The sequence below is a fragment of the Hymenobacter mucosus genome (genome assembly GCF_900188255.1).
In the GTDB taxonomy this organism is placed as follows: domain Bacteria; phylum Bacteroidota; class Bacteroidia; order Cytophagales; family Hymenobacteraceae; genus Hymenobacter; species Hymenobacter mucosus.
On sequence record NZ_FZNS01000002.1, the window covers coordinates 660,011 to 686,675 of the forward strand.

The 26,665-nt window shown below is 51.5% G+C and carries 25 protein-coding genes and 4 tRNA genes; 7 read left to right on the forward strand and 22 right to left on the reverse strand.

Annotated features, from left to right (window positions below; all coding sequences use genetic code 11):
* Nucleotides 1-224: 224 nt before the first annotated feature.
* From rpoB to CHB83_RS06830, 13 genes are all read right to left on the reverse strand, one after another.
* Nucleotides 225-4,100 carry a DNA-directed RNA polymerase subunit beta gene (gene rpoB, locus CHB83_RS06770; RefSeq protein WP_179225478.1) on the reverse strand — a complete coding sequence of 1,292 codons (3,876 nt, stop codon included), beginning with the start codon at nt 4,098-4,100 and terminating at the stop codon, nt 225-227.
* 287 nt (nt 4,101-4,387) lie between these two features.
* Nucleotides 4,388-4,768, reverse strand: a complete 381-nt coding sequence (gene rplL, locus CHB83_RS06775; protein WP_045688444.1) for a 50S ribosomal protein L7/L12 — start codon at nt 4,766-4,768, stop codon at nt 4,388-4,390.
* Between the two features lie 67 nt (nt 4,769-4,835).
* Complete coding sequence (gene rplJ / locus CHB83_RS06780) at nt 4,836-5,390, reverse strand: 50S ribosomal protein L10 (RefSeq protein WP_045688443.1); 555 nt, start codon at nt 5,388-5,390, stop codon at nt 4,836-4,838.
* Between the two features lie 20 nt (nt 5,391-5,410).
* Nucleotides 5,411-6,106 carry a 50S ribosomal protein L1 gene (rplA, locus tag CHB83_RS06785; protein ID WP_045688442.1) on the reverse strand — a complete coding sequence of 232 codons (696 nt, stop codon included), beginning with the start codon at nt 6,104-6,106 and terminating at the stop codon, nt 5,411-5,413.
* Between the two features lie 20 nt (nt 6,107-6,126).
* Complete coding sequence (gene rplK, locus CHB83_RS06790) at nt 6,127-6,570, reverse strand: 50S ribosomal protein L11 (RefSeq protein WP_045688441.1); 444 nt, start codon at nt 6,568-6,570, stop codon at nt 6,127-6,129.
* 116 nt (nt 6,571-6,686) lie between these two features.
* On the reverse strand, nt 6,687-7,253 hold the full coding sequence (gene nusG, locus CHB83_RS06795) for a transcription termination/antitermination protein NusG (RefSeq protein ID WP_045688440.1): 567 nt from the start codon (nt 7,251-7,253) through the stop codon (nt 6,687-6,689).
* A 21-nt stretch (nt 7,254-7,274) separates the two neighbouring features.
* Complete coding sequence (secE, locus tag CHB83_RS06800; RefSeq protein ID WP_045688506.1) at nt 7,275-7,469, reverse strand: preprotein translocase subunit SecE; 195 nt, start codon at nt 7,467-7,469, stop codon at nt 7,275-7,277.
* A gap of 59 nt (nt 7,470-7,528) precedes the next feature.
* Nucleotides 7,529-7,602 (reverse strand) — tRNA-Trp (locus CHB83_RS06805).
* A gap of 128 nt (nt 7,603-7,730) precedes the next feature.
* A complete protein-coding gene (tuf, locus tag CHB83_RS06810; protein WP_045688439.1) occupies nt 7,731-8,918 on the reverse strand; it encodes an elongation factor Tu in 1,188 nt (395 codons plus the stop codon).
* 168 nt (nt 8,919-9,086) lie between these two features.
* A tRNA-Thr gene (locus CHB83_RS06815) sits at nt 9,087-9,158 on the reverse strand.
* An 87-nt stretch (nt 9,159-9,245) separates the two neighbouring features.
* Nucleotides 9,246-9,318, reverse strand: a tRNA-Gly gene (locus tag CHB83_RS06820).
* Nucleotides 9,319-9,389: 71 nt separating this feature from the next.
* Nucleotides 9,390-9,472 (reverse strand) — tRNA-Tyr (locus CHB83_RS06825).
* Nucleotides 9,473-9,726: 254 nt separating this feature from the next.
* Nucleotides 9,727-12,312, reverse strand: coding sequence for a M1 family metallopeptidase (locus CHB83_RS06830; protein WP_089332081.1), 2,586 nt, complete (start codon nt 12,310-12,312; stop codon nt 9,727-9,729).
* A 99-nt stretch (nt 12,313-12,411) separates the two neighbouring features.
* Between CHB83_RS06830 and CHB83_RS06835 the strand changes: the two genes are divergently transcribed.
* From CHB83_RS06835 to frr, 3 genes are all read left to right on the forward strand, one after another.
* Nucleotides 12,412-12,915: a biotin/lipoyl-containing protein gene (locus tag CHB83_RS06835; RefSeq protein ID WP_089332082.1), complete on the forward strand. Its 504-nt coding sequence runs from the start codon at nt 12,412-12,414 to the stop codon at nt 12,913-12,915.
* A gap of 96 nt (nt 12,916-13,011) precedes the next feature.
* Nucleotides 13,012-13,797 carry a UMP kinase gene (gene pyrH / locus CHB83_RS06840; protein ID WP_045688437.1) on the forward strand — a complete coding sequence of 262 codons (786 nt, stop codon included), beginning with the start codon at nt 13,012-13,014 and terminating at the stop codon, nt 13,795-13,797.
* Nucleotides 13,798-13,908: 111 nt separating this feature from the next.
* Nucleotides 13,909-14,472 (forward strand): ribosome recycling factor, encoded by a 564-nt coding sequence (gene frr, locus CHB83_RS06845; protein ID WP_045688436.1) that lies wholly within the window; start codon nt 13,909-13,911, stop codon nt 14,470-14,472.
* Nucleotides 14,473-14,547: 75 nt separating this feature from the next.
* Here frr and nadD read toward each other — a convergent pair whose 3' ends face one another.
* From nadD to CHB83_RS06880, 7 genes are read right to left on the reverse strand one after another with little or no spacing between them, the layout of a single operon-like run.
* Entirely contained in the window at nt 14,548-15,141 is a 594-nt protein-coding gene (gene nadD, locus CHB83_RS06850; RefSeq protein WP_089332083.1) for a nicotinate (nicotinamide) nucleotide adenylyltransferase, read from the reverse strand.
* On the reverse strand, nt 15,138-15,722 hold the full coding sequence (gmk, locus tag CHB83_RS06855; protein ID WP_045688434.1) for a guanylate kinase: 585 nt from the start codon (nt 15,720-15,722) through the stop codon (nt 15,138-15,140). The genes nadD and gmk overlap by 4 nt, the downstream gene beginning before the upstream one ends.
* 9 nt (nt 15,723-15,731) lie before the next feature.
* Nucleotides 15,732-16,019, reverse strand: coding sequence for a hypothetical protein (locus tag CHB83_RS06860; protein ID WP_045688433.1), 288 nt, complete (start codon nt 16,017-16,019; stop codon nt 15,732-15,734).
* Between the two features lie 19 nt (nt 16,020-16,038).
* Nucleotides 16,039-16,680 carry a sigma-70 family RNA polymerase sigma factor gene (locus CHB83_RS06865; RefSeq protein ID WP_045688432.1) on the reverse strand — a complete coding sequence of 214 codons (642 nt, stop codon included), beginning with the start codon at nt 16,678-16,680 and terminating at the stop codon, nt 16,039-16,041.
* 59 nt (nt 16,681-16,739) lie between these two features.
* Nucleotides 16,740-18,062 carry an O-antigen ligase family protein gene (locus tag CHB83_RS24290; protein WP_089332085.1) on the reverse strand — a complete coding sequence of 441 codons (1,323 nt, stop codon included), beginning with the start codon at nt 18,060-18,062 and terminating at the stop codon, nt 16,740-16,742.
* A 16-nt stretch (nt 18,063-18,078) separates the two neighbouring features.
* Entirely contained in the window at nt 18,079-19,119 is a 1,041-nt protein-coding gene (locus CHB83_RS06875) for a glycosyltransferase family 9 protein (protein ID WP_089332086.1), read from the reverse strand.
* Between the two features lie 51 nt (nt 19,120-19,170).
* Nucleotides 19,171-19,938: a glycosyltransferase family 2 protein gene (locus CHB83_RS06880; protein ID WP_089332087.1), complete on the reverse strand. Its 768-nt coding sequence runs from the start codon at nt 19,936-19,938 to the stop codon at nt 19,171-19,173.
* Between the two features lie 128 nt (nt 19,939-20,066).
* Between CHB83_RS06880 and CHB83_RS06885 the strand changes: the two genes are divergently transcribed.
* Both CHB83_RS06885 and CHB83_RS06890 read left to right on the forward strand, forming a co-directional pair.
* Nucleotides 20,067-20,939 (forward strand): SDR family oxidoreductase, encoded by an 873-nt coding sequence (locus CHB83_RS06885; RefSeq protein WP_089332088.1) that lies wholly within the window; start codon nt 20,067-20,069, stop codon nt 20,937-20,939.
* 226 nt (nt 20,940-21,165) lie between these two features.
* Nucleotides 21,166-22,209, forward strand: coding sequence for an LLM class flavin-dependent oxidoreductase (locus tag CHB83_RS06890; RefSeq protein ID WP_089332089.1), 1,044 nt, complete (start codon nt 21,166-21,168; stop codon nt 22,207-22,209).
* A gap of 128 nt (nt 22,210-22,337) precedes the next feature.
* On the opposite strand, the gene ahcY is transcribed toward CHB83_RS06890, so the two are convergent.
* Together ahcY and CHB83_RS06900 are read right to left on the reverse strand one after the other, a co-directional pair.
* Entirely contained in the window at nt 22,338-23,657 is a 1,320-nt protein-coding gene (ahcY, locus tag CHB83_RS06895; protein ID WP_089332090.1) for an adenosylhomocysteinase, read from the reverse strand.
* A 150-nt stretch (nt 23,658-23,807) separates the two neighbouring features.
* The gene (locus CHB83_RS06900) at nt 23,808-24,527 is read right to left on the reverse strand and encodes a DUF4397 domain-containing protein (RefSeq protein WP_089332091.1); all 720 of its coding nucleotides are present in this window, start codon (nt 24,525-24,527) and stop codon (nt 23,808-23,810) included.
* Nucleotides 24,528-24,692: 165 nt separating this feature from the next.
* Between CHB83_RS06900 and CHB83_RS06905 the strand changes: the two genes are divergently transcribed.
* A complete protein-coding gene (locus CHB83_RS06905; protein WP_143437022.1) occupies nt 24,693-25,319 on the forward strand; it encodes a hypothetical protein in 627 nt (208 codons plus the stop codon).
* Nucleotides 25,320-25,473: 154 nt separating this feature from the next.
* Nucleotides 25,474-26,661, forward strand: a complete 1,188-nt coding sequence (locus CHB83_RS06910; RefSeq protein ID WP_089332092.1) for a class I SAM-dependent methyltransferase — start codon at nt 25,474-25,476, stop codon at nt 26,659-26,661.
* Nucleotides 26,662-26,665 lie beyond the last annotated feature (4 nt).

Sequence of the window (26,665 nt, forward strand, 5' to 3'; positions counted from 1 at the left end):
GTACGCCGCGCAGTAGGTTTTCGCCAGGTCTGGTAATCTGGTGACTCAGAAGACTGAATCAAGGTGCGGCCAACTTCTGCTAGGCCTGTTTGCCGTTCTGACCATATCTCGGAACGACGCCAGCAGAGGATGTTATCGGTTTCCCGAACCGCGGGTATGCTATATCAGAAGACTTGAAAAGTGGCTGCCAACACTCGCGCATCAGCAGCCACCATTTTCAAACCTTAGTCAAGCGTGATTTCCAGGGCCAGACCACGTAGCTCGTGAATGAGTACGTTGAATGACTCGGGGATATTCGGCTTGGGCAGTACGTCACCTTTCACAATGGCTTCGTACGCTTTGGCACGGCCTACCACGTCATCCGACTTCACAGTCAGGATTTCCTGGAGGACGTTGGAAGCACCGAAGGCCTCCAGAGCCCATACTTCCATTTCGCCGAAGCGCTGACCACCGAACTGGGCCTTACCACCAAGCGGCTGCTGGGTGATGAGCGAGTACGGTCCGATGGAGCGGGCGTGCATCTTATCATCAACCAAGTGACCCAGCTTCAGCATGTAAATTACCCCAACGGTTACCGGCTGGTCGAAACGCTGACCGGTAAGACCGTCGTGCAGGTAAGCACGGCCGAAGTGTGGTAGACCAGCTTCTGTTAATTCGCGCGATACCTCCTCTTCGGTAGCACCGTCGAAAATGGGCGTAGCGTAGGTACGGCCCAACTTCAAGCCAGCCCAGCCGAGTACGGTCTCGTAGATCTGGCCGATGTTCATACGGCTTGGTACACCTAGCGGGTTAAGCACGATGTCCATTGGCGTACCGTCGGGCAGGAAAGGCATATCCTCATCGCGCACAATGCGGGCTACTACCCCTTTGTTACCGTGACGACCTGCCATCTTATCACCTACCTTCAGCTTACGCTTCTTGGCAATGTATACTTTGGCTAGCTGCACAATACCAGCAGGAAGTTCGTCACCTACTTCCAGGGTAAACCGGTCACGCTTGAAGCGAGCAGTTATGGTGTTACGCTTCTTGGTGTAGTTCTTCACCAACTCCGTTAACATGCCATTCACTTTTGCATCGGCAGTCCAGTTCTCCAGAATGAGGTCTTTGAACATATTCACCTCTTCTGGCACGGCATAATTGCTTTCATCCTTGTAAGGGTTCTTCTCGGGGAAGAGAGCATCCGTGATGTTCTTCTTACCGAATTTGGCCCCCTTGGTCAGGATTTCGTCACCAAACTTGTGCTTCACGCCCTGCGAGGTCTTGCCTTCCAGCAATTCTACCAGCTTGTCGATCATCACAGCTTTGATGCCGCGCAACTCACGAGCGTACGACTCTTTCAGTTCTTCTACTTCCTTCTTTGACTTGGCCCGTAGGTTTTTGTCTTTCTTAGGACGAGAGAACAGCTTAGTGCCGATAACTACCCCGTTCAATGATGGTGGCGCCTTAAGCGAGGCATCTTTCACGTCGCCAGCTTTGTCACCAAAGATGGCGCGGAGCAGCTTCTCTTCCGGGGTCGGGTCAGTTTCACCCTTCGGTGTAATCTTACCGATCAGAATATCACCTTCACGAACCTCAGCACCCAAACGGATGATACCGTTGTCGTCGAGGTTACGCACGGCTTCTTCGCTCACGTTTGGAATTTCTGACGTCAACTCTTCTTCACCACGCTTGGTCTCGCGCACCTCTAGTTCGAATTCCTCAATGTGGATTGAGGTAAAGATGTCGTCGCGAACAACGCGCTCCGAGATTACAATAGCATCCTCGAAGTTGTAGCCCTGCCATGGCATGAAGGCTACCTGCATGTTGCGGCCAAGAGCTAGTTCACCTTTGTTTGTGCCGTAGCCCTCGCACAAAGGTTGCCCTTTAGTTACCCGCTCACCCTTCTTCACCAAAGGAGTCAGGTTAATGCAAGTATCCTGGTTGGTACGACGGAATTTGATCAGATCGTACGAAATCTTTTCAGCGTCGAAGCTTACAAGAATATCGTCTTCCGTCAGGTCGTATTTAACTACGATCTTGTTGGCATCTACGTAATCAATAACACCGTTACCCTCGGCTACCACCAAGGTACGAGAGTCAATAGCTACGCGGCCTTCCAAACCAGTACCCACGATGGGAGCTTCCGCTTTCAACAGCGGCACCGCCTGGCGTTGCATGTTCGAACCCATCAGGGCACGGTTGGCGTCATCGTGCTCCAAGAACGGAATAAGCGAGGCGGCAACTGATACAATCTGGTTCGGAGCTACGTCCATGTAGCTATACTCCGTTGGGCCTACTACTGGGAAGTCACCTTCAAAACGACCTTTTACCAAGTCGTTAATAAAATTACCATCCTCATCGATACGAGCATTAGCCTGTGCGATGTGGTGGGTATCTTCTTCCTCAGCCGTTAGATACTTCACGTTCTCCGTAGTATCTACCTTACCGTTATCTACGGTGCGGTAGGGAGTTTCAATGAAGCCCATTGAGTTTACGCGAGCGTGCACACACAACGACGAAATCAGACCGATGTTTGGTCCTTCCGGCGTTTCGATAGTGCACAGACGACCATAGTGCGTGTAATGAACGTCACGTACTTCGAAACCAGCACGCTCCCGCGAAAGACCTCCTGGCCCTAGTGCCGATACGCGACGCTTGTGCGTCACCTCAGCTAGGGGATTCGTCTGGTCCATGAACTGCGAAAGCTGGTTCGTACCGAAGAACGAGTTAATCACGCTCGACAACGTACGCGCGTTGATCAAATCAACTGGCTTGAAGTCCTCGTTGTCACGCACGTTCATGCGCTCCTTAATAGTACGCGCCATACGGGCCAAGCCTACGCCGAACTGGGCATAAAGCTGCTCACCTACCGTGCGCACACGACGGTTGCTCAAGTGGTCAATGTCATCGACAATGGCCTTTGAGTTAATCAGACCAATCAAGTATTTCACGATGAGGACGATGTCCTCATTGGTTAGCACGCGGGCCTCCCAGTTCGTGTCAATACCCAATTTCTTATTGATACGGTAGCGGCCTACGTCACCAAGATCGTAGCGCTTATCCGAGAAGAATAGCTTTTGGATGATGTCACGAGCAGTTTCTTCGTCAGGAGCTTCCGTATTACGGAGTTGACGATAGATTTGCTCAACGGCTTCTTTCTCCGAGTTGGAGTTGTCCTTTTGCAGCGTGTTGTAAATAATTGCATAGTCAGCAATGTTTACGTTTTCACGATGCAGAATTACCGACTTAGCACCAGCGTTAAGAATAACGTCAATGTCTTCCTCCTCGATCGTAGAATCGCGCTCCAACAGAACTTCATTCCGGTCAATGGACACCACTTCACCGGTGTCCTCGTCCACAAAGTCTTCCGTCCAAGTGCGGAGCACACGGGCAGCTAGTTTGCGACCTACAGCCTTCTTGAGTGTTTTCTTATCAGCCTTCACCTCTTCCGACAGTCCGAACAAGTCTAGAATGTCTTTATCGGTACCGTAGCCAATAGCACGGAGCAGTGTAGTAACCGGAAATTTCTTCTTCCGGTCGATGTAGGCGTACATCACGTTGTTCACGTCCGTGGCAAATTCGATCCACGAACCTTTGAACGGGATGATACGAGCTGAATACAGCTTAGTACCATTGGTATGCTTGCTTTGCGCAAAGAACACACCAGGTGAGCGGTGCAGCTGCGAAACGATAACGCGCTCTGCCCCGTTGATTACGAATGAGCCTTTTTCGGTCATATAGGGAATATTCCCTAAGAAAACCTCCTGCTCAATGGTCTCGAAGTCCTCGTTGTCCGTATCATTGCAGATCAGGCGCAACTTAGCCTTCAGGGGTACCGAGTAGGTCAAGCCCCGGTCGATGCACTCGTCAACTGAGTACTTTGGCGGGTCGACGTGGTAGTCAATGAATTCCAGAACAAAGTTTTCGCGCGAATCCGAAATCGGAAAGTTCTCGGCGAATACTTGAAACAGGCCTTCATGGGTACGGTTCTCGGCAGCCGTCTCCAATTGGAAGAAATCCATGAACGAGCGAACCTGCACGTCTAGGAAATCCGGGTACTCAATAACCTTTTTAATCTTGGCGAAGTTGATCCGCTCGTCAGCCGCTTGCAGTTTTTGCAAGCCTGTCTGTGCTTTCGGTGTAGCCAATGTATGTGGGGTTAGGAAATGGATACTGAGAGAATCCAACCCAAGCAGCTAGCAGAACTAGGCACCTGGGTAAAACGAAAGTTTTTGGCGCACGAAAGCGCAAAGCAGAACCTTGCGCTTCTGGCGTCCGTAGGCACGAAAAGCCGCAAAGCGGCGTGCAATCGAACTTCCGACTAGTTTGTTGCCTACAAACAGGAAAAGACCTGGCTTAGTTGCCAGGCCTCTCCTTATTTGCTGGTTTTACGAGCAGGCAGCAGAAATTACTTAACTTCTACTTCAGCGCCAGCCTCTTCCAGTTGCTTCTTCAGCGACTCAGCTTCGTCTTTAGCAACACCTTCTTTCAGGGGCTTAGGAGCACCGTCAACCAGTTCTTTGGCTTCTTTCAGGCCCAGGCCGGTCAGGTCTTTTACCAGCTTCACAACAGCCAGCTTCTGGCCACCAGCAGCCTTCAGGATTACGTCGAACGAGGTCTTCTCCTCAGCGGCTTCAGCAGCACCAGCGCCAGCACCACCAGCTACCATTACGGGAGCAGCAGCGGCAGGCTCAATGCCATACTCGTCTTTCAGGATAGTAGCCAGTTCGTTTACTTCTTTTACCGTCAGGCTAACGAGCTGCTCGGCGAATGCTTTCAAATCTGCCATTTCTGTAGATTGTTAAAAAGGGGGTTGTTGAACTTTGGAAATTGAAAGTGAAAAAGATGAGCAGCGGTTAGCCTGCAACCTCTTCTTTTTCGGAAAGCGTTTTGATAAGACCAGCAAGGATGTTGCCACCGCTCGATAGAGCAGAGATAACGTTCTTGGCTGGCGATTGGAGCAGACCGATAACTTCACCGATAAGCTCGTTTTTGCCTTTGATAGTGCTGAGTGTCTCTAGCTGGTTGGCACCTACATAGATACTAGCGTCTACATAAGCACCTTTCAAGGCAGGCTTAGGCTCAACACCTTTACCATATGCCTGGGCTTTATAGAACTCTTGGAGCAGTTTAGCAGGAGCATTACCTGACTCTTTCGAGAAAAGAATGCCTGACTGTCCTTTCAACGCTGCATCCATTTCAGCGGTATCGCCACCAAGGGTGTCGAGAGCTTTACGAATGAACGTATTCTTGTATACTTTGAACTCCATGCCGCGGGTAAAGCACAGGCGACGGAATTCGTTGATTTTCGCCACCGACATTCCCGAAGCATCGGCAATGTAGAACGCGTTGTGCGATTGAAACTTCTCGCTCAACTCGTCGACGAGGGCTTGTTTGTCTTCCCGGATCATATCGTCGTGTTGATTAAAACTTAGGCGGAAGTTACTTGCGTGTCAACTGGAACAGCAGGAGACATCGTGCTCGAAAGCGTGATGCTCTTGATGTAGGTCCCTTTTGCCGAAGAAGGCTTCAAACGCTGGAGCGTCTGGATAACTTCGATGGCATTTTCAGCAAGCTTTTGCTCGTCAAAGGACACTTTACCAACTGAGCAGTGAATGATACCGGTTTTATCAACTTTGAAGTCGATTTTACCAGCTTTCACTTCCTGTACAGCTTTGGCTACATCAGTGGTTACAGTACCAGACTTAGGGTTGGGCATCAGGCCACGAGGACCTAGTACACGACCTAAGCGACCAACCTTAGCCATAACAGATGGCATCGTGATGATTACGTCAATATCAGTCCAACCCTTTTCGATTTTCGAGATATAGTCGTCGAGACCAACATAATCAGCACCAGCTGCGGTAGCTTCGGCTTCTTTGTCTGGGGTTACAAGGGCTAGTACACGAACAGTCTTACCGGTGCCGTGAGGCAGTGTAGCCACGCCACGAACCATTTGGTCAGCTTTGCGTGGGTCTACACCCAAGCGAACGTCGATGTCAACTGAAGCGTCAAACTTGGTATAGGTGATATCCTTTACCACTTTAGCAGCTTCCACCAAGGTCCGAATTTCGGTTAGGTCGTGCTTAGCAAGGGCTTCCTTGCGCTTTTTGCTAATTTGTGCCATGTGTCTTCTCCGTTGTTAAATTATTCAGCAAAGGGAGAAGTACCCGAGATGGTGATGCCCATGCTGCGAGCCGTACCAGCTACCTGCTTCATAGCTGACTCAACCTTGAAGGCGTTGAGGTCAGGCATTTTCGTCTCGGCAATGGTACGCACTTGGTCCCATGATACTGACCCTACTTTGTTACGGTTAGGCTCTTTTGAGCCGCTCTGAAGCTTTGCAGCATCCATGAGCAATACCGGAACTGGAGGGGTCTTCACCACGAAGTCAAACGACTTATCGGTGTACATGGTGATGAGTACAGGACAAACTTGGCCGGCCTTATCCTGGGTGCGAGCATTAAACTGCTTGCAAAACTCCATGATGTTAAGGCCTTTGCTACCAAGTGCAGGTCCAACCGGCGGCGCGGGGTTCGCGGCGCCTCCCTTTATCTGAAGCTTCAGATAACCTCTAATTTCCTTGGCCATTTGGTTTGAAGGGCTTCGGACTCTGCATCGTAACACGCAGCGTCCTCAGTTTTTGATTGCTCCTAAGTGGAAGCACCACCGACCCGGAGCGGATAATCGGTGACGTTTTGTATGGGTTACGCTTCCTTCTCGACTTGAGTATAGCTTAGCTCCATAGGAGTGCTACGGCCGAAAATTTTCACGATAACGTTCAGCTTCTTACGCTCCTCAAACACCTCCGACACAGTACCTGACATTCCAGCAAAGCCTCCATCTACGATCTTCACTAGCTCCCCTACTACAAATGGGGTTTCCAGTGTTGCAGTTTGCTCTTCAGCCTCATCCACAATCCCGAGAATGCGGTTTACCTCTGAGATATGCAACGGTACTGGCTTCGTGTTTTGACTAGCTGCCTTACCCTCTTTGTCGCTGAGAAAACCAATTACACCAGGAGTGCTAGTGATAATGTGATCAACCTCACCATGAGTAAGATCAGCATGAATGATAATGTAGCCAGGGTACAGATTCCGTTCACGAACGCGCTTCTTACCGTTGCGCATTTCGAAAACTTTTTCTACTGGTATCAGCACTTGTGGTACCAATTCTGACAGGCCATGACGACCAATTTCAGTTTCCAGGTAAGTCTTTGCTTTCTTCTCTTGTCCGCTAACCGAACGGACCACGTACCATTTCAATTCGCCCATTGTTGTCGTGTGTTCTACCGATTAACGGAACGAAGTGTAAAATGCTTCCAAGCTCTTGCTAAAGGCAACATCCATCAACCCAACTACGGCTGCAAACAACAAAGAGCCTAGCAATACCAAGCCGGCACTTTTCTGCAATTCTTCAATGGATGGCCACGTTACTTTGTAGCGCATCTCCTCAGACGTCTCGCGGAAATAGTTAGACAATTTGCTCATGATACCGGCACCAGTTAGGTGATTAAGAGGACGGCTGCCGAAGCAGCCGTTATTCTTGGTGGCACGGGCGGAGAGATTCGAACTCCCATCAAAGGTTTTGGAGACCTCTATTCTACCCTTGAACTACGCCCGTGTATGCGTCCCAAGCCTTCAAGGTGCTGGATTGGGACTGCAAATGTAGGAAACTCTTTAAACAAAACAAATCCGCCCCCGAAAAAATCAGAGGCGGATTGTGTTGATTACCTAGAATCTAGGAAAAAATTAGTCAGTGATTTCAGTAACCTGACCAGCACCTACGGTACGACCACCCTCACGGATAGCGAAACGCAGACCTTTTTCCATAGCTACCGAGTTGATTAGCTCAACCGAGATAGTTACGTTGTCACCAGGCATTACCATTTCCACACCTTCGCCCAGCGAGATGATGCCGGTAACGTCGGTGGTACGGAAATAGAACTGGGGGCGGTAGTTGTTGAAGAACGGAGTGTGACGACCACCTTCCTCTTTCGACAGTACGTACACCTCAGCCTTGAACTTAGTGTGAGGCTTAACGGAACCGGGCTTGCAAATAACCATACCACGACGGATGGCTTCTTTTTCAATACCGCGGAGTAGCAGACCTACGTTGTCACCAGCTTCACCACGGTCAAGGATTTTGCGGAACATCTCAACGCCAGTTACGGTCGACTTGAGGTTCTCAGCACCCATACCGAGGATTTCAACTTGCTCACCCGAGTTGATGATACCACGCTCGATACGGCCGGTTGCTACCGTACCACGACCCGTGATAGAGAACACGTCCTCTACTGGCATCAGGAAGGGCAGGTCAGTCAGACGAGCAGGAATTGGAATGTAGCTGTCAACAGCTGCCATCAGTTCCTCAATCTTGGGAACCCAGTTAGCATCGCCGTTCAGGCCACCCAGAGCCGAACCCTGAATAACTGGAATGTTGTCGCCGTCGAAGTCGTAGAACGAGAGCAGTTCACGAATTTCCATTTCCACAAGCTCAAGCAGCTCGGGGTCATCCACCATGTCCACTTTGTTCATGAACACTACTAGCTGAGGTACACCTACCTGACGAGCGAGCAGGATGTGCTCACGAGTCTGGGGCATTGGGCCGTCGGTAGCAGCTACCACAAGGATAGCACCGTCCATCTGAGCAGCACCCGTTACCATGTTCTTCACGTAGTCAGCGTGACCAGGGCAGTCAACGTGAGCGTAGTGACGGTTTTCGGTAGCGTATTCTACGTGAGCGGTATTGATGGTAATACCACGCTCTTTTTCTTCGGGAGCATTGTCAATCGAAGAGAAGTCGCGCTTGGCAGCCAGACCTTTGTTAGCCAGAACCGTGGTGATGGCAGCAGTAAGGGTGGTTTTGCCGTGGTCCACGTGACCAATCGTGCCGATGTTTACGTGCGGCTTGGACCGGTCAAAATTTTCTTTAGCCATTGTAAAGAGATTAAGAGGAATTTTGAGGTAAAGAGGGGGAAACGCGACTAGACTATACAGTAAGAAAGCGAAACACAGCTCCGTTTAGTCGGGACTGCACGTCGCTTCACTTTGCTGACAGTTTCCAAACGGTGCAGTCGCGCTGCCCCGTTGGTACTCGTAATTCTGAGCCATTTATGGGATTTGAACCCATGACCTCTTCCTTACCAAGGAAGTGCTCTACCACTGAGCTAAAACGGCTTATTTGATGCGGCAAAGGTACGACAGGAGAAGAACATTTGCCACTTGGGCGATTACTCTATTTCTCGTTGCCAGACTTAAGCATCGAGCGGGAGACGAGGTTCGAACCCGCGACCTGCAGCTTGGAAGGCTGCCGCTCTACCAACTGAGCTACTCCCGCGTACGGTAAACTAGTAAAACAATGAACCATGAATTACTTCAAAGGCTCATCGTTTTACTATTTCACTACTGTGGGGGGAGAAGGATTCGAACCTTCGAAGTCGTAAGACAACGGAGTTACAGTCCGTCCCATTTGGCCGCTCTGGAATCCCCCCAATTATTACCTCTGGCGCCGATTGCGAAGAGTATTCCCATCTACTTCCCGAAGACTAAGTGTCGGTGGTGTGTCGATTGGAGTTGCAAAATTAGAGGCTTTCTGACGTAAGTCAAGCCCTCAGCGAAAAAGGTTTTGTTTTTTTTCTTCCTACCCTAATTCAGCCGCTGCTCATTAGGGCGACAACCACTTGACTATCTAGGATAAGCGTGCGAATTGATTCGAAAGGCCACAACTAAAAAAAATTTCTGTTGTCTATTGAATGAGGCTGTATATCGAGGTTAACCGTTGGTCTTTTTCCTTGGTCCGTATATCTCGGAGGGTGGTTTTTAAAGCAGGCATACTACTCGATAACTCGTTCAAGCCCTTGTACGCACCTAGTCGTACGTAATATATGGGGTGAGTTCTAGCTAGTGTTTCGAGACGTGCAATACCTTTCTCGCGCTCAATGGGAGGCATACGCTGCATAAGCACGCCGAAGTTCTCTAGCAGTGTATATAACACCTCGGCGGGGGCATCTTGACTGCGTCGTAAAAACCATTGGTAGTGGTCAGCCGTCCCATTCAATCCATAGTAATTCGCTAAAGCGGTAAGCAGAGAGGCATTTCGCGTTTCTTGTAGCCCATTAATTTGCTCACGAGTGCCTATTGTTGGCGCTTTAGCTAAGGCATCTACTGCGGCTCCCACTACTAGGTAAGAACTGTCTTTAAGCGCCGCTGAGTACACGCTGCTGAAATCCTCATTTGCAAATGAAGACAGAGTAGTAATAGCAGTAGCGCGTACTCGATTATCCTTTTCATTGATAGCTACTCGTTCTAGATCCTTGCGAACTGCAGAACCTTCGGGACCCTTGTAACGACGTAACCCTGCAGCCGCGACTTGCCGAACCGCCCAGAAGTTGTCGTTTAATGCACTGCGCAATACAGCGCTAACAACCAGATCACCAGACTTACTACGTAAGCCCTCAATAGCTTCGTATTTCTGTAAATAGTTACGGGCGTGATTAAACTGGAAGATAAGCTCATCTTGCGTGCGTTGCTCATCGAGCTCGGCTAGCAGAATACCTTCGCTATCAAACTTCACTAGGCTAGGACGCTGCGCTATGGGCAAGCGAAACGTCTGATTGGCTTTGGTGACGATAATCCGATGATCAGTAGCCTGGTTTCCAGACCACGTGGTAACCGTGACTGGCAAACGGTAAACTGGCTGAAACAAGGTATCCTGCGCTTGCTGCACCCGGAGCGCAACTTGACCGTTTTCGTAGCTGTGGGTAATACGCAGTTCAGGGTGGCCCCGCTGCATAAACCACTGGTCAAAGAACCACATCAGGTCCTCCCCTGTCGTTTCCTCAAATGCTATCCGCAGCTTGGCAATTTCGGTGGAGGCAAACTTGTTTTGAGTGAGGTAGCGATTGAGGGCCACGAAAAAGGCTTCATCGCCCACGTACTTGCGTAGCATATGCAAAACTCGTCCTCCTTTGTCGTAGGAGTGTCGGTCGAACATGTCCTCCCGGTTCAAGTATTGATACCGGATCAACGGCTCACGCTTCGTTTGAGCCTCTTGCAAGTAGTTGTTCAGCTTTGTTTGCTGGACAAATGCAGCGGCATCAGCACCGTATTTATACTCGGCCCACAGCAGTTCAGAATAGTCGGCGAAGGATTCGTTTAAAGGCAAATTCGACCATGATTCTGTAGTGACATAGTCGCCAAACCACTGATGGAAAAGCTCATGCGTAATGACTGCTTCCGACTCGTAACCTATATCTGGCAGTTCCCGGTTTGAGAACTGCACTAGCTGCTGTTGGATAGTAGTAGCGGTGGTATTCTCCATAGCCCCCGACACAAAGTCGTGTACAGCCACCTGGCTGTATTTCTCCCACGGAAACTCTACGCCAAGTTTTTTAGAATAAAATTCCAGCATCTCGGGGGTGTTGCCAAAAACTTGTTTGGCCGTGTGCTGGAACTCTGGGTCAACGTAGTACTCAATTGGCTTGCCACGCCACGTATCCGTAATTACAGAGAAAGTGCCAACGGCAAGCATCGTAAGGTACGGCGCAGCCGGTAGGCTCTGCTTCCATACATCGGTACGGGTGCCATCTGGATTTCGCTTGGTGGAAATAAGCAAGCCATTGGAAAGAGTTTTTAACCCGTTTTCCACTGTAATGCTGATTTCCTGCGTCATGCGCTGGTTAGGCTTATCAATGGTTGGAAACCAGCAGGAACTTCCTTCTGTCTCTCCCTGGGTCCAGACCTGACGTGGCTTACCTTTCTCCGTGCCCAAAGGATTAATAAAGTAAAGCCCTTTATCATCGGTAATAGCCTCACTACCACCGCCTTTAGGTAGCTCGTTTGGTTTTGCTGTATACTGCACTCGTACCTGGTACTGCTCAGTACGCGTGTAAGATCGGTCGAGGGTAATTGTAAGCTTTTTCTTGTCGTAGCTGAATTTAAGGTCTTTACCCTTCTTACCATTAGCTACCATTTCCACACTCCTCACGTCGAAGCCTTTGGCATCGAGCACTAGTTGAGTTTGTGGGTAGAAGTGAGGGCGCACGGTGAGGAGCGCGCTACCTAGTAACCACTGCTTGGCCCAATCAAACCGCACATCCAGCTTCGTATCAAGCAAATCATGTACAATAGTAGCTGCTGGCTGAACGGGAGCTGTAGGGGGCAACCAGTTGGGTACAGGAGCGGGTGCCGGCAAAGTTGTTGTAGCAGCTTCAGCAGGAGCTGATACTTTCTTGCGAGTTGCAGCAGGTTTGGCTGGCTTTACTGCCTGAGCCGGTGCCACCATGTGGCAAGTCAGAAGTAGGCCAATAATGCCAAGAACCGGGTATTTCATGCTGAAAGGCAATAGGGGGAATGAAGGGTCAAGTTCCGAATTTATTTCAGATTTGACCTATCTTTATGCCCATTTCCGCCCCACTTTCGCCCTCCTTACATGCTACAAGTACGCACCAGCCCCGATCAACTCTGGGACATCGATTACACTTCTGGAGGACCTATTACTGTGAATGGGCAACCATTCACTTGGGACCTAATTCCTCTTGGAAACGGGCGTTACCATTTGCTACATGAGGGCCGGTCTTATTCTGCGGAGCTAGTTTCTGCTGACTATGCTACTAAAGCGTTTGTACTGCAGCTTAACGGACAGCGCCTAGAGCTGCAAGCTAAAGACCGCTTCGATTTGCTTCTTGATAAGCTGGGTATGAGCAATGCGGCAGTCAGCAAAGTAAATGAGCTGAAAGCACCAATGCCAGGTCTGATTGTCGCTATTCGGGTTGAACCTGGACAAAGTGTACAGAAGGGCGACCCGTTGCTAGTGCTGGAGGCCATGAAAATGGAGAACATTCTGAAAGCACCTGGCGACGGTACCGTGACGGGCATCAAAGTTGGCTTGCGCGACAACGTGAATAAGGGCCAAGTGTTGATTCAGTTCAGCTAACCCACTTTTCGCGTACGTATCCTTCTGCTCTCTATTTCTAGTAGCTTGCCTACTCTCACCAAGTATAAACGCGTCTTACGCTTAACCCCCCGTACTTTGAAATACAACAGAATCCTGCTGAAACTAAGCGGCGAGGCCCTAATGGGTCAGCAACAGTACGGCATTGATGCCGAGCGCCTGATGCAATACGCTGAAGAAATCAAAGCTGTAGCTGCGACGGGCACGCAGGTTGCCGTCGTTATTGGGGGCGGCAACATTTTCCGTGGTGTGCAGGCCGAAGCTTTTGGCCTAGACCGCGTACAGGGCGACTACATGGGTATGTTGGCAACTGTAATTAACTCCATGGCGCTGCAAAGCGCACTAGAAAAGTTGGGCATTCCTACCCGGTTGCTCTCGGGTGTTACAATTCAGCGCGTATGTGAGCCGTACATCCGACGCCGGGCATTACGTCACTTGGAGAAAGGACGAGTAGTTATTTTCGGAGCAGGCATTGGCTCTCCTTACTTCACTACCGACTCTGCTGCTTCACTACGCGCTATCGAGATTGAAGCAGACGTAGTGCTGAAGGGTACGCGGGTAGATGGCATCTACACTGCCGATCCAGAAAAAGACCCAACGGCTGTTCGCTACTCCGAAATCACGTTCGACGAGGTAATGGAGAAGAACCTCAACGTAATGGACATGACAGCCTTTACCCTGTGCAAGGAAAACAACCTTCCTATCATCGTATTTGATATGAACAAGGAAGGCAACTTGCAACGTCTTATCGAGGGAGAAACAGTAGGTACTCGCGTAAGTATGCTCGGTTCTACCACTAGCGCTACGCTTGATGCTAAGCATAGCAGCTTACAGCCTACTACCGAGCATCCTCTAACTAACTAAATCACCTGATCAGGAGGTAGAAGGAGCGTCAAGCAGAATACATTGCACAGCGCTAATCGACAGCTTCCCTTCTGCTTACAGATCTTATCTCTAATTCTTTCCTTTCACACAATGGACGAAGAAATAAAGTTTTACCTGGACGAGGCCGAAGAGTCAATGGGAAAAGCCCTGCAACACACTGGCGTAGAGATGACACGAATTCGGGCAGGTAAGGCATCACCAGCTATGCTCGACTCACTGCGAGTTGACTATTATGGTACCCCCACTCCTATTGGTCAGGTGGCCAACGTTGCAGCTCCCGATGCTCGTACGTTGTTCATTAAGCCATGGGAGAAAAACATGATCAGCGAAATTGCTAAGGCCATTAAGAATAGTGACCTAGGCCTTAATCCTCAGTCAGATGCTGAAGGGGTACGCTTGAACATTCCTGCTATGACAGAAGAACGTCGGCGGGAGCTGGTAAAGCAGGCTAAAAACGAATCAGAAAGCGGCAAAGTGCGCATTCGCGGCATTCGCAAGGATGTGAATGATGCCCTTCGCAAACTGCTTAAAGAAGGCGCTTCTGAAGATGCTATCAAAGATGCTGAAGCGAAAGTGCAAAAGGCAACAGATAGCTACATCAGCCGTGTTGATGACTTGCTAAGCAAGAAGGAATCAGAAATTATGACCATCTGATTTGTAGCCTACTTAACTAAAAAAGCCCCCTTGCTTGCATAGTCAGGCGAGGGGGCTTTTTTAGTTAATGTATACTTAGTGCCAGTAGTCAGCTTGCAGAATGCGAGCTTCAACAGTTTCAGGCACTAAATAGCGGATAGACTTGCCAGCGCGCACACAATCACGAATAAACGTGGCTGAAATGTCTAACAAAGGAGCTTCTACAACTTTCACTCCCGGGCGCCTATACACATCTGTGGCAGCTACGTCCGGCCTTGGATATACGTACACTTCGTGTTCAGCCAGAATACGCTCAGCTTCCTTCCACTTAGGTAAACCGGGAAGGTTGTCTTCGCCCATCAGCAATACAAAATGATGCGCTGGATGCTGGCGCCGCAACTCATCAAGCGTATCGATTGTGTAACTAGGCTTAGGCATCCGAAACTCTATATCGAGTGCTCGTAGCTGCGCATTTCCCTCAATAGCTAGCCGCACAAGCTCATAGCGATGTTCCTCAGCTAGGAGCTCATGCCCTACTTTGAAGGGACTCTGCGGCGATACAACTAGCCATACTGCGTCTAAATCAGTATGAGTAGCCATGAAGTTAGCCAAGATTAGGTGTCCTGTATGGATCGGGTTGAATGAACCAAACAGTAAACCTATTTTGACGGCATTAGACGGCGTACTCACACAACGGCTGGCTCGGGGGCAATAAAGTCACGTACTAGTTTTTCAGCCTGGTCAATGGCCTTGTCTAAATCATCATTGACAATAGTCACATCAAAGCGGTCTTCGAAGGTAAGTTCGAAGTTTGCCTTATAGATGCGTGCTGAAATACTAGCGGCGGAATCAGTTGCTCGGTTACGTAGGCGTTGCTCTAGGACTTCTAGCGAAGGTGGCTTTACAAAAATGGCTAGTGCCCGCTCTTTGTAAAACTCCTTTATGCTGAGGCCTCCTTTAACGTCAACGTCGAGAACAGCATGTTCACCACCTTCCCAGATGCGCTCAATTTCAGATTTGAGCGTACCATAAAACGCACCTTCGTATACTTCTTCCCACTCCACAAAAGCATCTTGGCGGATTTTCTCCTGAAATTCCTGAACGGAGATGAAGTAGTAGTCCTTACCGTTAGCTTCTGTGCGCCCACGCTTATCACGTGTACACGCTGATATCGAGAAGCTTAGCTCCGGTATGCGCTCAAGCAACCGGTGGACAATAGTGGTTTTACCAGCTCCCGAAGGAGCCGAGAAAGCGATGATTTTACCCTGCATGGGGTAAAATTAGGCCATTTCTGCCTTAACGCGAGCAAGAATTGTGTTTGACAGCGAAGAAGGCACACCCTTACGGCCTACATGCTGCGACAAAAAGTCAACAAATAGACGCTGCTTGTCAATGCTATCGAAGCAAGGAGAGCAATCTTCGGCGTGGTTTACGAAGTAATCTTCGTCTTCTGCCGTGGGCTCCTGCCCAACAATGATTTGATCAAGGATTGTATTCACACGTTCACAGTCGGGTCCGGACGTGGCGGCCTCGCTCTGGTTGGTTTGCTTTGTAGAGGTAGCTTTCATAATGGGGGTTGGCAGTGAGTTATTCATTTTCGTCTAGCGCTAGGTCATCGTCGCCATTCTCTGAGCCATAGCCCATTGATTTGGCGTATTTTTCCAATTTGTCCTTCAAGAAATTACGTGCCCGGTGCAAGCGAGAGCGCACCGTCCCGATAGGGATATCCAGCACTTTTGCCATTTCCTCATACGTGAAACCTTCCAGGTCGCAGAGGATAATAACCGTGCGGAAATCCACCGGCAGCGAGTTCAAAGCGCTGGCCACTTCGTCGCCGATGAGGTCGCGCACGGCCTGCTGCCGCATATCGGTTGATGTGCTGCCGGCGTCGCCGTCGGCCTCTACATCTTCCGAGTTGTAGTACCCTTCGATTTCGCTGTAGTCAACCTTAGCTGGCTGCTTACTTTTCTTGCGGAAATCGTTGATGAACGAATTTTTCAGGATGCGAAACAGCCACGCTTTGGCGTTTGTTCCCGGCTCGAAGTACTCAAAGAAGCGATATGCTTTCAGATAAGTTTCCTGTACTAAGTCATTTGCATCATCTTCATCAAGCGTAAGCCGGAAGGCGAAGTTGTACAGTGGATCGAGCACAGGCATGAGTTCGGCCTGGAAACGCCGATCTTTTTCTTCTTTGCTCAGTTTCGGAACCCGTTCGGGAGAGTCGCTCATGGACGGAAAAAATTGCGGCTGAATAATAAAAGAATACCGCTGACAGACAAATATATGCTTTATACCGTGGGACAAACGGAAGGTTTGCCCACTGAGGTACAAGCAGCGCGGCGCTCGTTGGCTACCACTAGGAAGCCGTAGAAAAACACGAAAAGGTTGAACCCAATCTGCAACTGAAGAAGAGAATCTACCAGCATAGCAGTGGCCTGTATCAACAGGAACCGATACACGTACGCATTCTGCCGCAGGGCGGGTTTCATTAAAGGCCCAAAGAGTACCAGCAACCATAGGCTCAAGCCTACCACACCGGCGGCCACAAGCTGGTGTAAATACTGATTGTGAACCATCACGCGGTTCTCGGGTTCGAGGCCGAAGCTCTGCCATTCGTACTGACGCATCATGGCCTGATAGGCATCGGCCGGGCCCACGCCTAGCCACGGATGCTGCTGCGCAACGATGACGGCTGTTTTCCATGCCGCAAAGCGCCGCGACAAGGAATACTGGTTGATATCATGTTCTTGCTGAAACTGTTGAACGTCCCAAATGGTAGCGTGCATGCGCTGCTGCACTGGTTCCAGGGTTTGATACGCTAGCCAGGGAACAACACTCAGCGCGCACAGTAACGCTACTCCGCCGAGGACACGCCGTCGCAATAGTAGCCGGACTGCTTCTACTACTAGCATGACGTAGAAGGCTAATAATCCCGTACGGTAAGCTAACAGATGAAGCGTGAGAACTGCTAGTATAACTGATACTACCAACGCCCAACGTACAGGCGGCGGGGTATAGGAATTGCGCCGAAGCAAAAGCCCTAAAAAGGCCGCTAAGGCAAGCATCAGCCCAAAGTGAATATGAAATATACCTGTTACGGAGGGTAAACTCTGACCTAACCCGAAAGCAACATTTGCGGCGGCAGCGTCGAGAAAATATACTCCCAACGTTGCCATTCCGACCAGGGCAGTACCAACTACATACAAAGATCCCACTGCGCAGCGCTGCCGCTCACTTAGCGGTGCGGCCACGGCAAAGGTGAAGGGCACGGCCAACCAAGGCAGCTGCCGGTATACCTCATGCCGCCAGACAGGCCAATCATCGGTATACAGACAACTTACCAAGAGCACTGCATATAGCAACGCGGGCGCCCAAACGCTTTGTAGGCGTATCCACTGAGGGAGGGTGCGGCGTATTTGTGGATTAGTGGCAGCGGCTAGTACACCTACAATTGGGCACAATGCTACCAGGGCCCGGGAGGCAAGCAGACCCGTTACGCCTGCCACACTAGCTAGCAAAAGCAAATACTGGGAAAGCTTTCCGCTAGCCCACCAGTGCCGCCAGCGAGATTGAAAACCAGTAGGATGTAGGAACGATGTGGTGAAGGCCATTACGCGAGCAAGTAGATCAGGAGGCGACCGAAGGCAACGGCTGCCAGCCTTGAATCTGGGTAAAAGCGAGTACGGGCGACAAGGCTTTCATACACGAACAAGCAGCCGGCTCCGATCGGCAGTCCTCACACCCCGGTTTGTCGAAGACTATATACTCGGCGTGGGGACCTAGCGGGGCCCAACGGCCGGGGTGCATAGGACGGATGGGTGGATAGAGGCCTAACGCATAACGGCCCAATGCTGCTGCCAAGTGCAAGGGGCCCGTGCTACCCGCCACTAGCCCGTCGGTAGTGGCAATAAAAGCTAGGAGTTCTGGCAAGCTGAGCTTACCGGTTAGATCGGCGGCTATGTAGGGCTGATACTCCTGTAACCACTCGCGCAGTTCCTCCCCTTCAGCAGCCGTGCCTGTAACAAAAACATAATGTCCTGCTTGGTGCAGAAGCTTTGCCAATTCGCCAAAGTTGGGTAGCCCCCACTCCCGCGCGCTGCCTCGGCTGCGGGGATGCAAGATTACGCGCAGTTGCCCTAGCTGTTGGGTGGCAAGTGGTACTTGTATGCTGGGAGGTACTGGAACGGTAGGAAGTAGCTGCACCAAGCGCGCTACCTCAGACAACGTCATTCCTTTGGGGGCTCCCAAGGGTTGAAGCAACGACATATTCAGTTGCGCTTCGTGCAAAGGAGAGTTCTTCCGGCTCAGACTTATCAAACGATTACAAGTTAGCCAGTGAAACCACCGGTTGCGGGTGCCAATACGCAAGGCTATACCAGCCTGCTGAGCTAGCTGCGCAATGTGCTTGTTAGGAAAAATGTGCAGTACTACATCTGCCTGAACGGCACGAACGGCTTCTACTTGGTCCTTGGCTGCTAGCTGCTTGAGCTCGTCGTAATTCAGAAAAGCGTCTACCCACGGGCAGGCTTCAGCTACGGCTTGCGTGTATGTGCGCCCTAGCAATACCACGTGGCATTCCGGAAATAGCTGCTTGAGTTGCCCGCACACGGGCAATGTCAGAACTACGTCGCCAATAGCATCGGTACGACTTACAAGGAAGGTTTTCATGCAAAGGCTGGGGTAGCAGATACTAATAGGTAGGAGGAGCAGGCTTTGACATTATTTTGCCCCGCTGTTTTTGGTTTTTAGCTTGGCAAATTTCAGGAAAACGCCCCAGGCTGAAATGGTAGCAATGCTAAGGCCTGCAAAACCATCGAGCATACCCAGCCGAAAGAAGTACCCATGAACGAACTTCCACCAAGGCTTCACCACCAGTTGAAAGAGGGATACATTGCGCTTGCCCCGTATCCACAGTTCCTCGGCAGCAATACTTGTGAAGCGGTTGAGTTGCGCCACGTGCTGCTCCACTGAGTTGTAAGAGTAGTGCAAGGCATCACCCGCCAACATCCCAACAGGCTCCCCCGACGACACCTCATACCGCTCGTGCAGGAGCAGACCCATCCATTGGCCCTGACGCCGGTCGTAGAGACGCAACTTACGGTCGGGGTACCAGCCGCCGTGGCGAACCCACGTACCGCAATAGTTGGTAAGGCGAGCCATTGTATAGCCGCTACCCCGCCAATTTTGCTTAGCCGCCAAGATGCTCTGGCGAAGTTCCTCCGTCAGCACTTCGTCAGCATCTAGTTGAAGAACATAGTCATGCTGGGCTTGGGCGGTAGCAAAGTTTTTCTGCTGGACGTATCCTGCAAAAGCATGCTGCACTACCTGGGCTCCATGTTCCCGGCAGATTTCCACGGTGCGGTCGGTAGAGAAACTGTCTATCACTACTACCTCGTCTGCTATGCCGCGCACGGCTTCCAGGCAACGAGCAATGTTAGCTTCTTCGTTGAAGGTGATGATAACAACAGATAGTGGAACGGCACGCATAGGGACAAATATCCGGATTTTGGCGGCGCAGTCAGTTCAAAGCTGCTCGGCCACTTCAAGTAAAGTTCAGCTTCACGCGTTTGCCTGCGTATAGGTACTTATCAATTGTCACCTTTTTGCGCGCTCCTATGCCCAACCTAAAAGACCAAATTATCCTTGTTACGGGTGCCACATCGGGTATCGGTAAAGTCACTGCGCTTGAACTGGCCAAGCAAGGCGCCTACGTGGTGCTGCTAGCACGCAACGCAGAAAAGGCGGAAGCTACCCGCCGGGAAATAGTAGCTGCCGCAGGCCATGACCTGGTAGGCGTGCTGCTCTGTGACCTCTCCGACTTGAAACAGGTGCACCATGCCGCCGAAGCCTTTCAGCGCACGTATCCCCGCCTCGATGTGCTGGTGAACAATGCGGGTTTGCTATTTGGTCAGTCCCGCAACGTATCAGCCGACGGCTATGAAATGGGCGTCGCAACCAACCATCTCGGCCCATTTCTCCTTACAAGCCTATTACTGGACGAGCTTCAAAAGAGCTCAGCAGGCCGCATCGTAAACGTAGCTTCCGAAGCCTACCGGTTTGCCAAGCCTGATCTGAACGATTTTCAGTCGGAGCGCCAGTATAGCCCGTTGCGGGTATATAGCAACACCAAGCTTTACAATATCATGTTCACTCAGGAGCTAGCTCGGCAGATGCGCGCACGTGGCATACGCAACGTAACCGTTAATGCGGTACACCCCGGCGCTGTAGCCAGCAACTTCGGCGACAGTTCCAGCGGCTGGCTTTCCACGCTCACTCAGCTCTTCCGGCCCTTTATGCTATCGGTAGAGCAAGGTGCAGCTACTAGTATCTTTCTAGCCTCCGAACCCATTGGCGCCGAAATCAGCGGCGGCTACTTTGAGAAGAAGCAAGCCAAGGCCGTAAAGCACTCATTCAATACGCCAGAGAATGCTCAGGCGCTGTGGCAGGAAACCGAGCGCCTCGTGCAACATAACTTTTTTCAACACTAGCGCTTGAACTCTGATAAGCGCGTGGCAGCCTGCTACGGATCCATCGGCATGGTAGGGCTGTAGTTTCAGGGATACAGCACTGTTTATCAATGCTTGACTGCTGTGGCGCTAGTTGTACTTGTAGAGTAACTCGGAGTTCATATCTACGAGAAGCACCCGTGCTATTTCTGAAACAATTTGTGACCTTGGTGCTTCCTCCACTTATTCAACTGGTTTACTTGATTTCATGGAACTAGGTATTAGCTCCTTTGGCGAAGTAGCTCCCGCACACGTAGCTGGGCGCGACCAAGCAGCGGCCACCCGCATGCAAGAACTGCTGGCCATGGCCAAACTTGCCGACGAGGTAGGGTTAGATGTACTTGCCTTGGGTGAGCACCACCGCCCCGACTTTATCATCTCCTCCCCGGAGGTAATACTGGGTGCGGCGGCGGCCGTTACGAAGCGCATCCGCTTGTCGAGTGCCGTTACGGTACTCAGTTCGGCCGACCCCGTGCGAACGTTCCAGAACTTTGCCACCGTCGACTTGATTTCTGGAGGCCGGGCTGAGATTCTGGCGGGCCGTGGGTCTTTTATCGAGTCGTTTCCACTATTTGGTTACAACCTGCAGGACTACGATGCCCTGTTTGTGGAGAAGCTCAATCTGCTTTTGAAAGTCAACTCAGAAGAGGTAATTAACTGGCAAGGCAAGCACCGCCCCAGTATTGCTGGCAAAGGTGTGTACCCTCGCCCGGTGCAAGACAAGCTGCCCGTATGGATTGGTGTTGGTGGCACTCCTGCTTCGGTAGTGCGAGCCGCCCAGCTAGGTCTACCGCTTACCATTGCCATATTAGGCGGCGCCCCGGCCCAGTATGTGTCCTTCACCGACCTTTACCGCCAGACCTATGGCCAAGCGGGCCACGATGCTGCTCAACTACAACTAGCCATCAACTGCCATTTCCACGTGGCTGAAACAGCTAAGCAGGCAGCCGACGAGTTTTTTCCACCTTACTCGCAGCTTATGAACCGTATTGGCCGCGAACGGGGCTGGTCACCAATGTCGCGCCGGCAGTTCGACTACCTGTGTGGGCCCGAAGGGCCTTTGCTGGTGGGTAGCCCCCAGGATATTATCGATAAGCTGCTGTACCAGAAAAGACTGTTCAACAATACCCGGTTTCTAGCCCAACTAGTGATTGAAGGTATTTCGCACCAGAGCGTACTGCGTGCCATTGAGCTTTTCGGGCAGGAAGTAGCGCCCGCCGTGCGAGCTGCTATTGGGGTGGCAGTAGTGTAGCACTCTGCTTAGCTATACCATACCCAATGCAAGGCGGCATAGTTTCCGCTACAGCTAGCACCGACTAAAAGAAAAGCCCGCCTGGCGCAATGCCGGGCGGGCTTTTCTATGCAATATTTTAAAATTGCTTAATAGCGGTACAGGTCCGATTTGAAGGGGCCTTCTACCGTTACGCCGATGTACTCTGCTTGCTTCGGCTTCAACTCATCCAACTCAACGCCAATTTTGGCGAGGTGCAGGCGAGCTACCTTCTCATCGAGGTGCTTGGGCAAGGTGTACACTTTGTTTTCGTACTTATCGGCGTTTTGCCACAGCTCTAGCTGCGCTAGCGTCTGGTTGGTGAACGAGTTCGACATCACGAATGAGGGATGACCAGTGGCGCAGCCCAAGTTTACCAAACGACCCTCGGCAAGGATAATTACCTCTTTACCGTCGATGTTGTAGAGGTCAACCTGAGGCTTCACGGTATCCTTGGTGTGGCCGTAGTTTTTGTTTAACCACGCCATGTCAATCTCATCGTCGAAGTGACCGATGTTGCAGACAATAGCCTTGTCCTTGAGGGCACGGAAGGCGCTTTCGGTGATGATGTCGCAGTTGCCGGTAGCGGTTACTACGATGTCAGCTTCCTTGATAGCATTTTCCATCTTCTTCACTGCGTAGCCGTCCATGGCAGCTTGCAGGGCGCAGATGGGGTCAATTTCCGTTACGATAACGCGGGCGCCAGCACCACGCAACGAAGCAGCAGTACCCTTTCCTACGTCGCCGTAGCCAGCTACTACGGCAATCTTGCCAGCCATCATCACGTCGGTGGCGCGGCGAATAGCATCTACGGCCGACTCTTTGCAGCCGTACTTGTTGTCGAACTTCGACTTCGTTACAGAATCGTTGATGTTGAAAGCAGGCATGGGTAAGGTACTGGCTTTCACGCGCTCCAGAAGACGCAGAACACCCGTGGTCGTTTCCTCCGAAATGCCCTTGATGCCTGCTGCCAACTCGGGGAACTGGTTCAGCACCATGTTGGTCAGGTCGCCACCGTCGTCCAGAATCATGTTCAGGGGCTCGCGCTTCTCACCGAAGAACAGTGTCTGCTCAATGCACCAGTTGAACTCTTCCTCATTCATGCCTTTCCAAGCATATACGGGAATACCAGCCGCCGCAATAGCGGCCGCCGCGTGGTCTTGGGTAGAAAAGATGTTACACGACGACCAGGTAACATCAGCGCCCAGCTCAATGAGGGTTTCAATGAGCACTGCCGTTTGAATCGTCATGTGCAAGCAGCCAGCAATGCGCGCACCTTTCAAAGGCTTGCTAGCGCCGTACTCTTCGCGCAGGGCCATCAGACCGGGCATCTCGGCCTCGGCCAAGCGGATTTCTTTGCGGCCCCACTCGGCGAGGCTCATATCTTTTACTTTGTACGGAACGTAGGCCGTCGTCTTAGTCTCAACCATAGTGGTAGAAGAATGCGTGTCGTGTTTCAACTGCAAAGGTACGTGATTTGTTCTCCTCTCTTGTTGCATGATATTAGCCCTCGCCCTAAAGCACACAACCCGCCCTAGCCGGAGCCAGAGCGGGTTGTAATGCACTCAAGATCAGAATGCTTATTTGTTCTCAATGAAATCTGCTTTGATCTGCAGATCAGAAGTCAGGCCCGATGCCGAGCCACGAATGAGCAGTGTGTAGATTTTACCAGCCGTCAGGGCCTTGCTGTTAATCAGGATAACAGGCACATTGCTAGAATTAGCCAAGTACAGGTTGCTGGTTGTGGCATCTATCTCAGTGAATGCCGAAGCATTGCCGAACGAGATATTAGGCAGCAGCAGCGTAGCCGTTCCCGTAGATTCGGTACGATACAGCGTGAGTGGAGATGCAGCACCTAAGCCCAGGTGCATTACCCGGATTTTAGCTTTGCCGCTGGCGGGAGCCGTCAAATCGTCCTCTACCCACAGTGGCCCTATGGAGTTGGCGGTATTGGAAGGACTATACGCAAACAGGGAGTAGTTCTTGTCCTTGCTGATAGTTTGGGTAGTAGTAGCCACGGTAGTGGTCGTACCCGTCACGTTTACCTTGAACACCCGGCTGCCGGTAGTAAGCGGTTGGTAGCCGGTGCTCTCGCCGTAGTTCAACTCTTTAATGGCGGCATCATCGGCCAGCACTGACACTTTCACGTTGGCATTGGGTGCTACGTGCACAGCCATTATCCGAGCTTGATCGGGAGTTGCCGGGCTATCATCGTCATCGGAGCAGGAAGAGAAGGCCACGGCGGCTGGCAGAGCCGCAAACAACGCAGCGCGGCGAAGCAGGGGAACCAAGGTTTTCATAGGCTGCAAAAAATTAGGAATGGAAAAGTCCAGAAAGTTGCCGGCTCAACGAAGCGGTACTGCTTTTTGTTGAGTTGGGTCGAAAAATTTTCTCTCGGTGAATTGCACTTTTTTCTCGGTGGATCACTTAGTAAGTGGCAAATCAGACTAGTAGCTTTGCACTGTATGCATTTTGATAATATGACAGCCGTTGCATTTTCCGCCGCCGTACGCCGGATTACCTTGTTATTTGTGCTTCTCTTAGGGGGTAGCGCCGTTCGGGCTCAGCAGGTGCCCACCGCCATCCAACTCAGCCCAGAGGATAAGGAGCGCGGTCACAACGGAATTCAGAAAAACTTCTTTTTCACTACCGGCCAAGGCACTACAGAGAAAGAGTATCAGAATGCTGGTTTCTTTGGTCAGGGCCTCCGTCCTTACTTAGCTGGCAACCAAGAAGCCTTGGATAACCTGAACCGGTACCGCCGGCAGAAATGGTTGTTTCTGGCCGAGCGCCTGACGTTCGTTAGCGCCATTGGCGTGTACGGGCAACAAGTATTAGCCAAGGACTCAGAGCAGCAGTATTTCAACAGCACGCAGAGGGTAGCCGCCGGCGTGGCCATGGCTAGCCTACTGAGTAATGTGCTGATTACACGCAACACCAGCGTGCACTTCCAGCGGGCAGTAGATGCGTATAATGCTGGTATGCCAGCCGCTCGTATGGGTGCCTTGCAGCGCCTGCGCCCTTCGGCTATGGGCATAGCCGCCGCACCAAGTGGCCAGCCGCTACTTGCCCTAACCTGGAACCTACGCTAGGCTATTCGGCGTTTCCTACTACACTACCTAATAAGGAGGAATCCACTAAGTACTTCGCCCGGCGCGAGGCACTTGGTGGATTCCTCCTTACGTTTGGTAGTATTTTCGCCGTGGTTCATTGACCAGGGCCGACGCACTTTCGTAGGAAACCTACATGGAATACCCGCTGCCGGCAGCGGCTCGACAATATGTTGTTGAGCATCTGCACGACGACCCCGCTAAACTGGCGCTGCAAGCTCGCCGCTATCCTGGCTTGCCCGTACCCGACCTAGTACGGCAGATTCAGGCACGCCAGAAGGCACGCCCCAAAGTGCCTACCTGGGCCGATAATCCGGACCTCATTTTTCCGCCAACATTGTCGGTTGAGCAAGCCTCTTCGGCGCGTACGGCGGCCTTTAAAGCCAGCCTCGTGCAGGGGCAGCGCCTGGCCGACCTCACTGGGGGCTTTGGCGTAGATGCCGCGCACTTTGCTGCCACTATCCCCGAAGTGCACTATGTGGAGCGTAACGCGGCGCTGGCAAACGTAGTCCGCTACAACTTGGAGCAACTGGGCATACAGAATGTGCAGTGCCACGCCGAGGATGCGGTAGCGTTTTTAAAGAGCACTCCTGACACCTTTGATTGGCTGTACCTAGACCCTGCTCGTCGCGACACCGCCGCTCGTAAGATTTTCCGTCTGCAAGATTGTGAGCCCGATGTTCTACGCTTGCTGCCACTGCTCTTGCACAAGAGCCGGAGCGTGCTACTCAAGACGTCGCCCATGCTTGATATTGAGCAAGCGCTGCACGAATTGCGCCAGGTGCGCCGCCTGTGGGTAGTAGCCGTTGACAATGAGTGCAAGGAAGTGCTTTACGAACTCGGGGCCGAACCAGCCGTTGACCCGGAGCGCTTCACCATAAACCTGCGTCGGGATGGCACGCAGCAGGAGTTTCGTCTGAACCGGGCCCGCGAAGGCCGAGCCATTGCCCGCTACGCTGAGCCCCAACAGTATCTCTACGAACCAAACGTAGCAATTCTGAAAGCAGGTGGCTTCCGTAGTGTAGGCACTGCCTTCGAGCTTTTAAAGCTGCACCAGCATAGCCACCTCTACACCTCCGACACGCTCCGGCCCGAGTTTCCCGGCCGTATTTTCCGCATTCGGGCCGTGGAGCGGTACGACGCGCAAGCATTACGTACCCACTTAGGACCGGAGGTGCGCGCCCACGTAACTACCCGCAACTTTCCTGATACCGTGGCCGAATTCCGGCACCGCACGGGTATTCGGGAGGGCGGCGAGTTGTACATCTTTGCTACCACCAACCTGGAAGGAAAGCTGATGACACTGGTTTGCGAGAAGCTGTAAACAG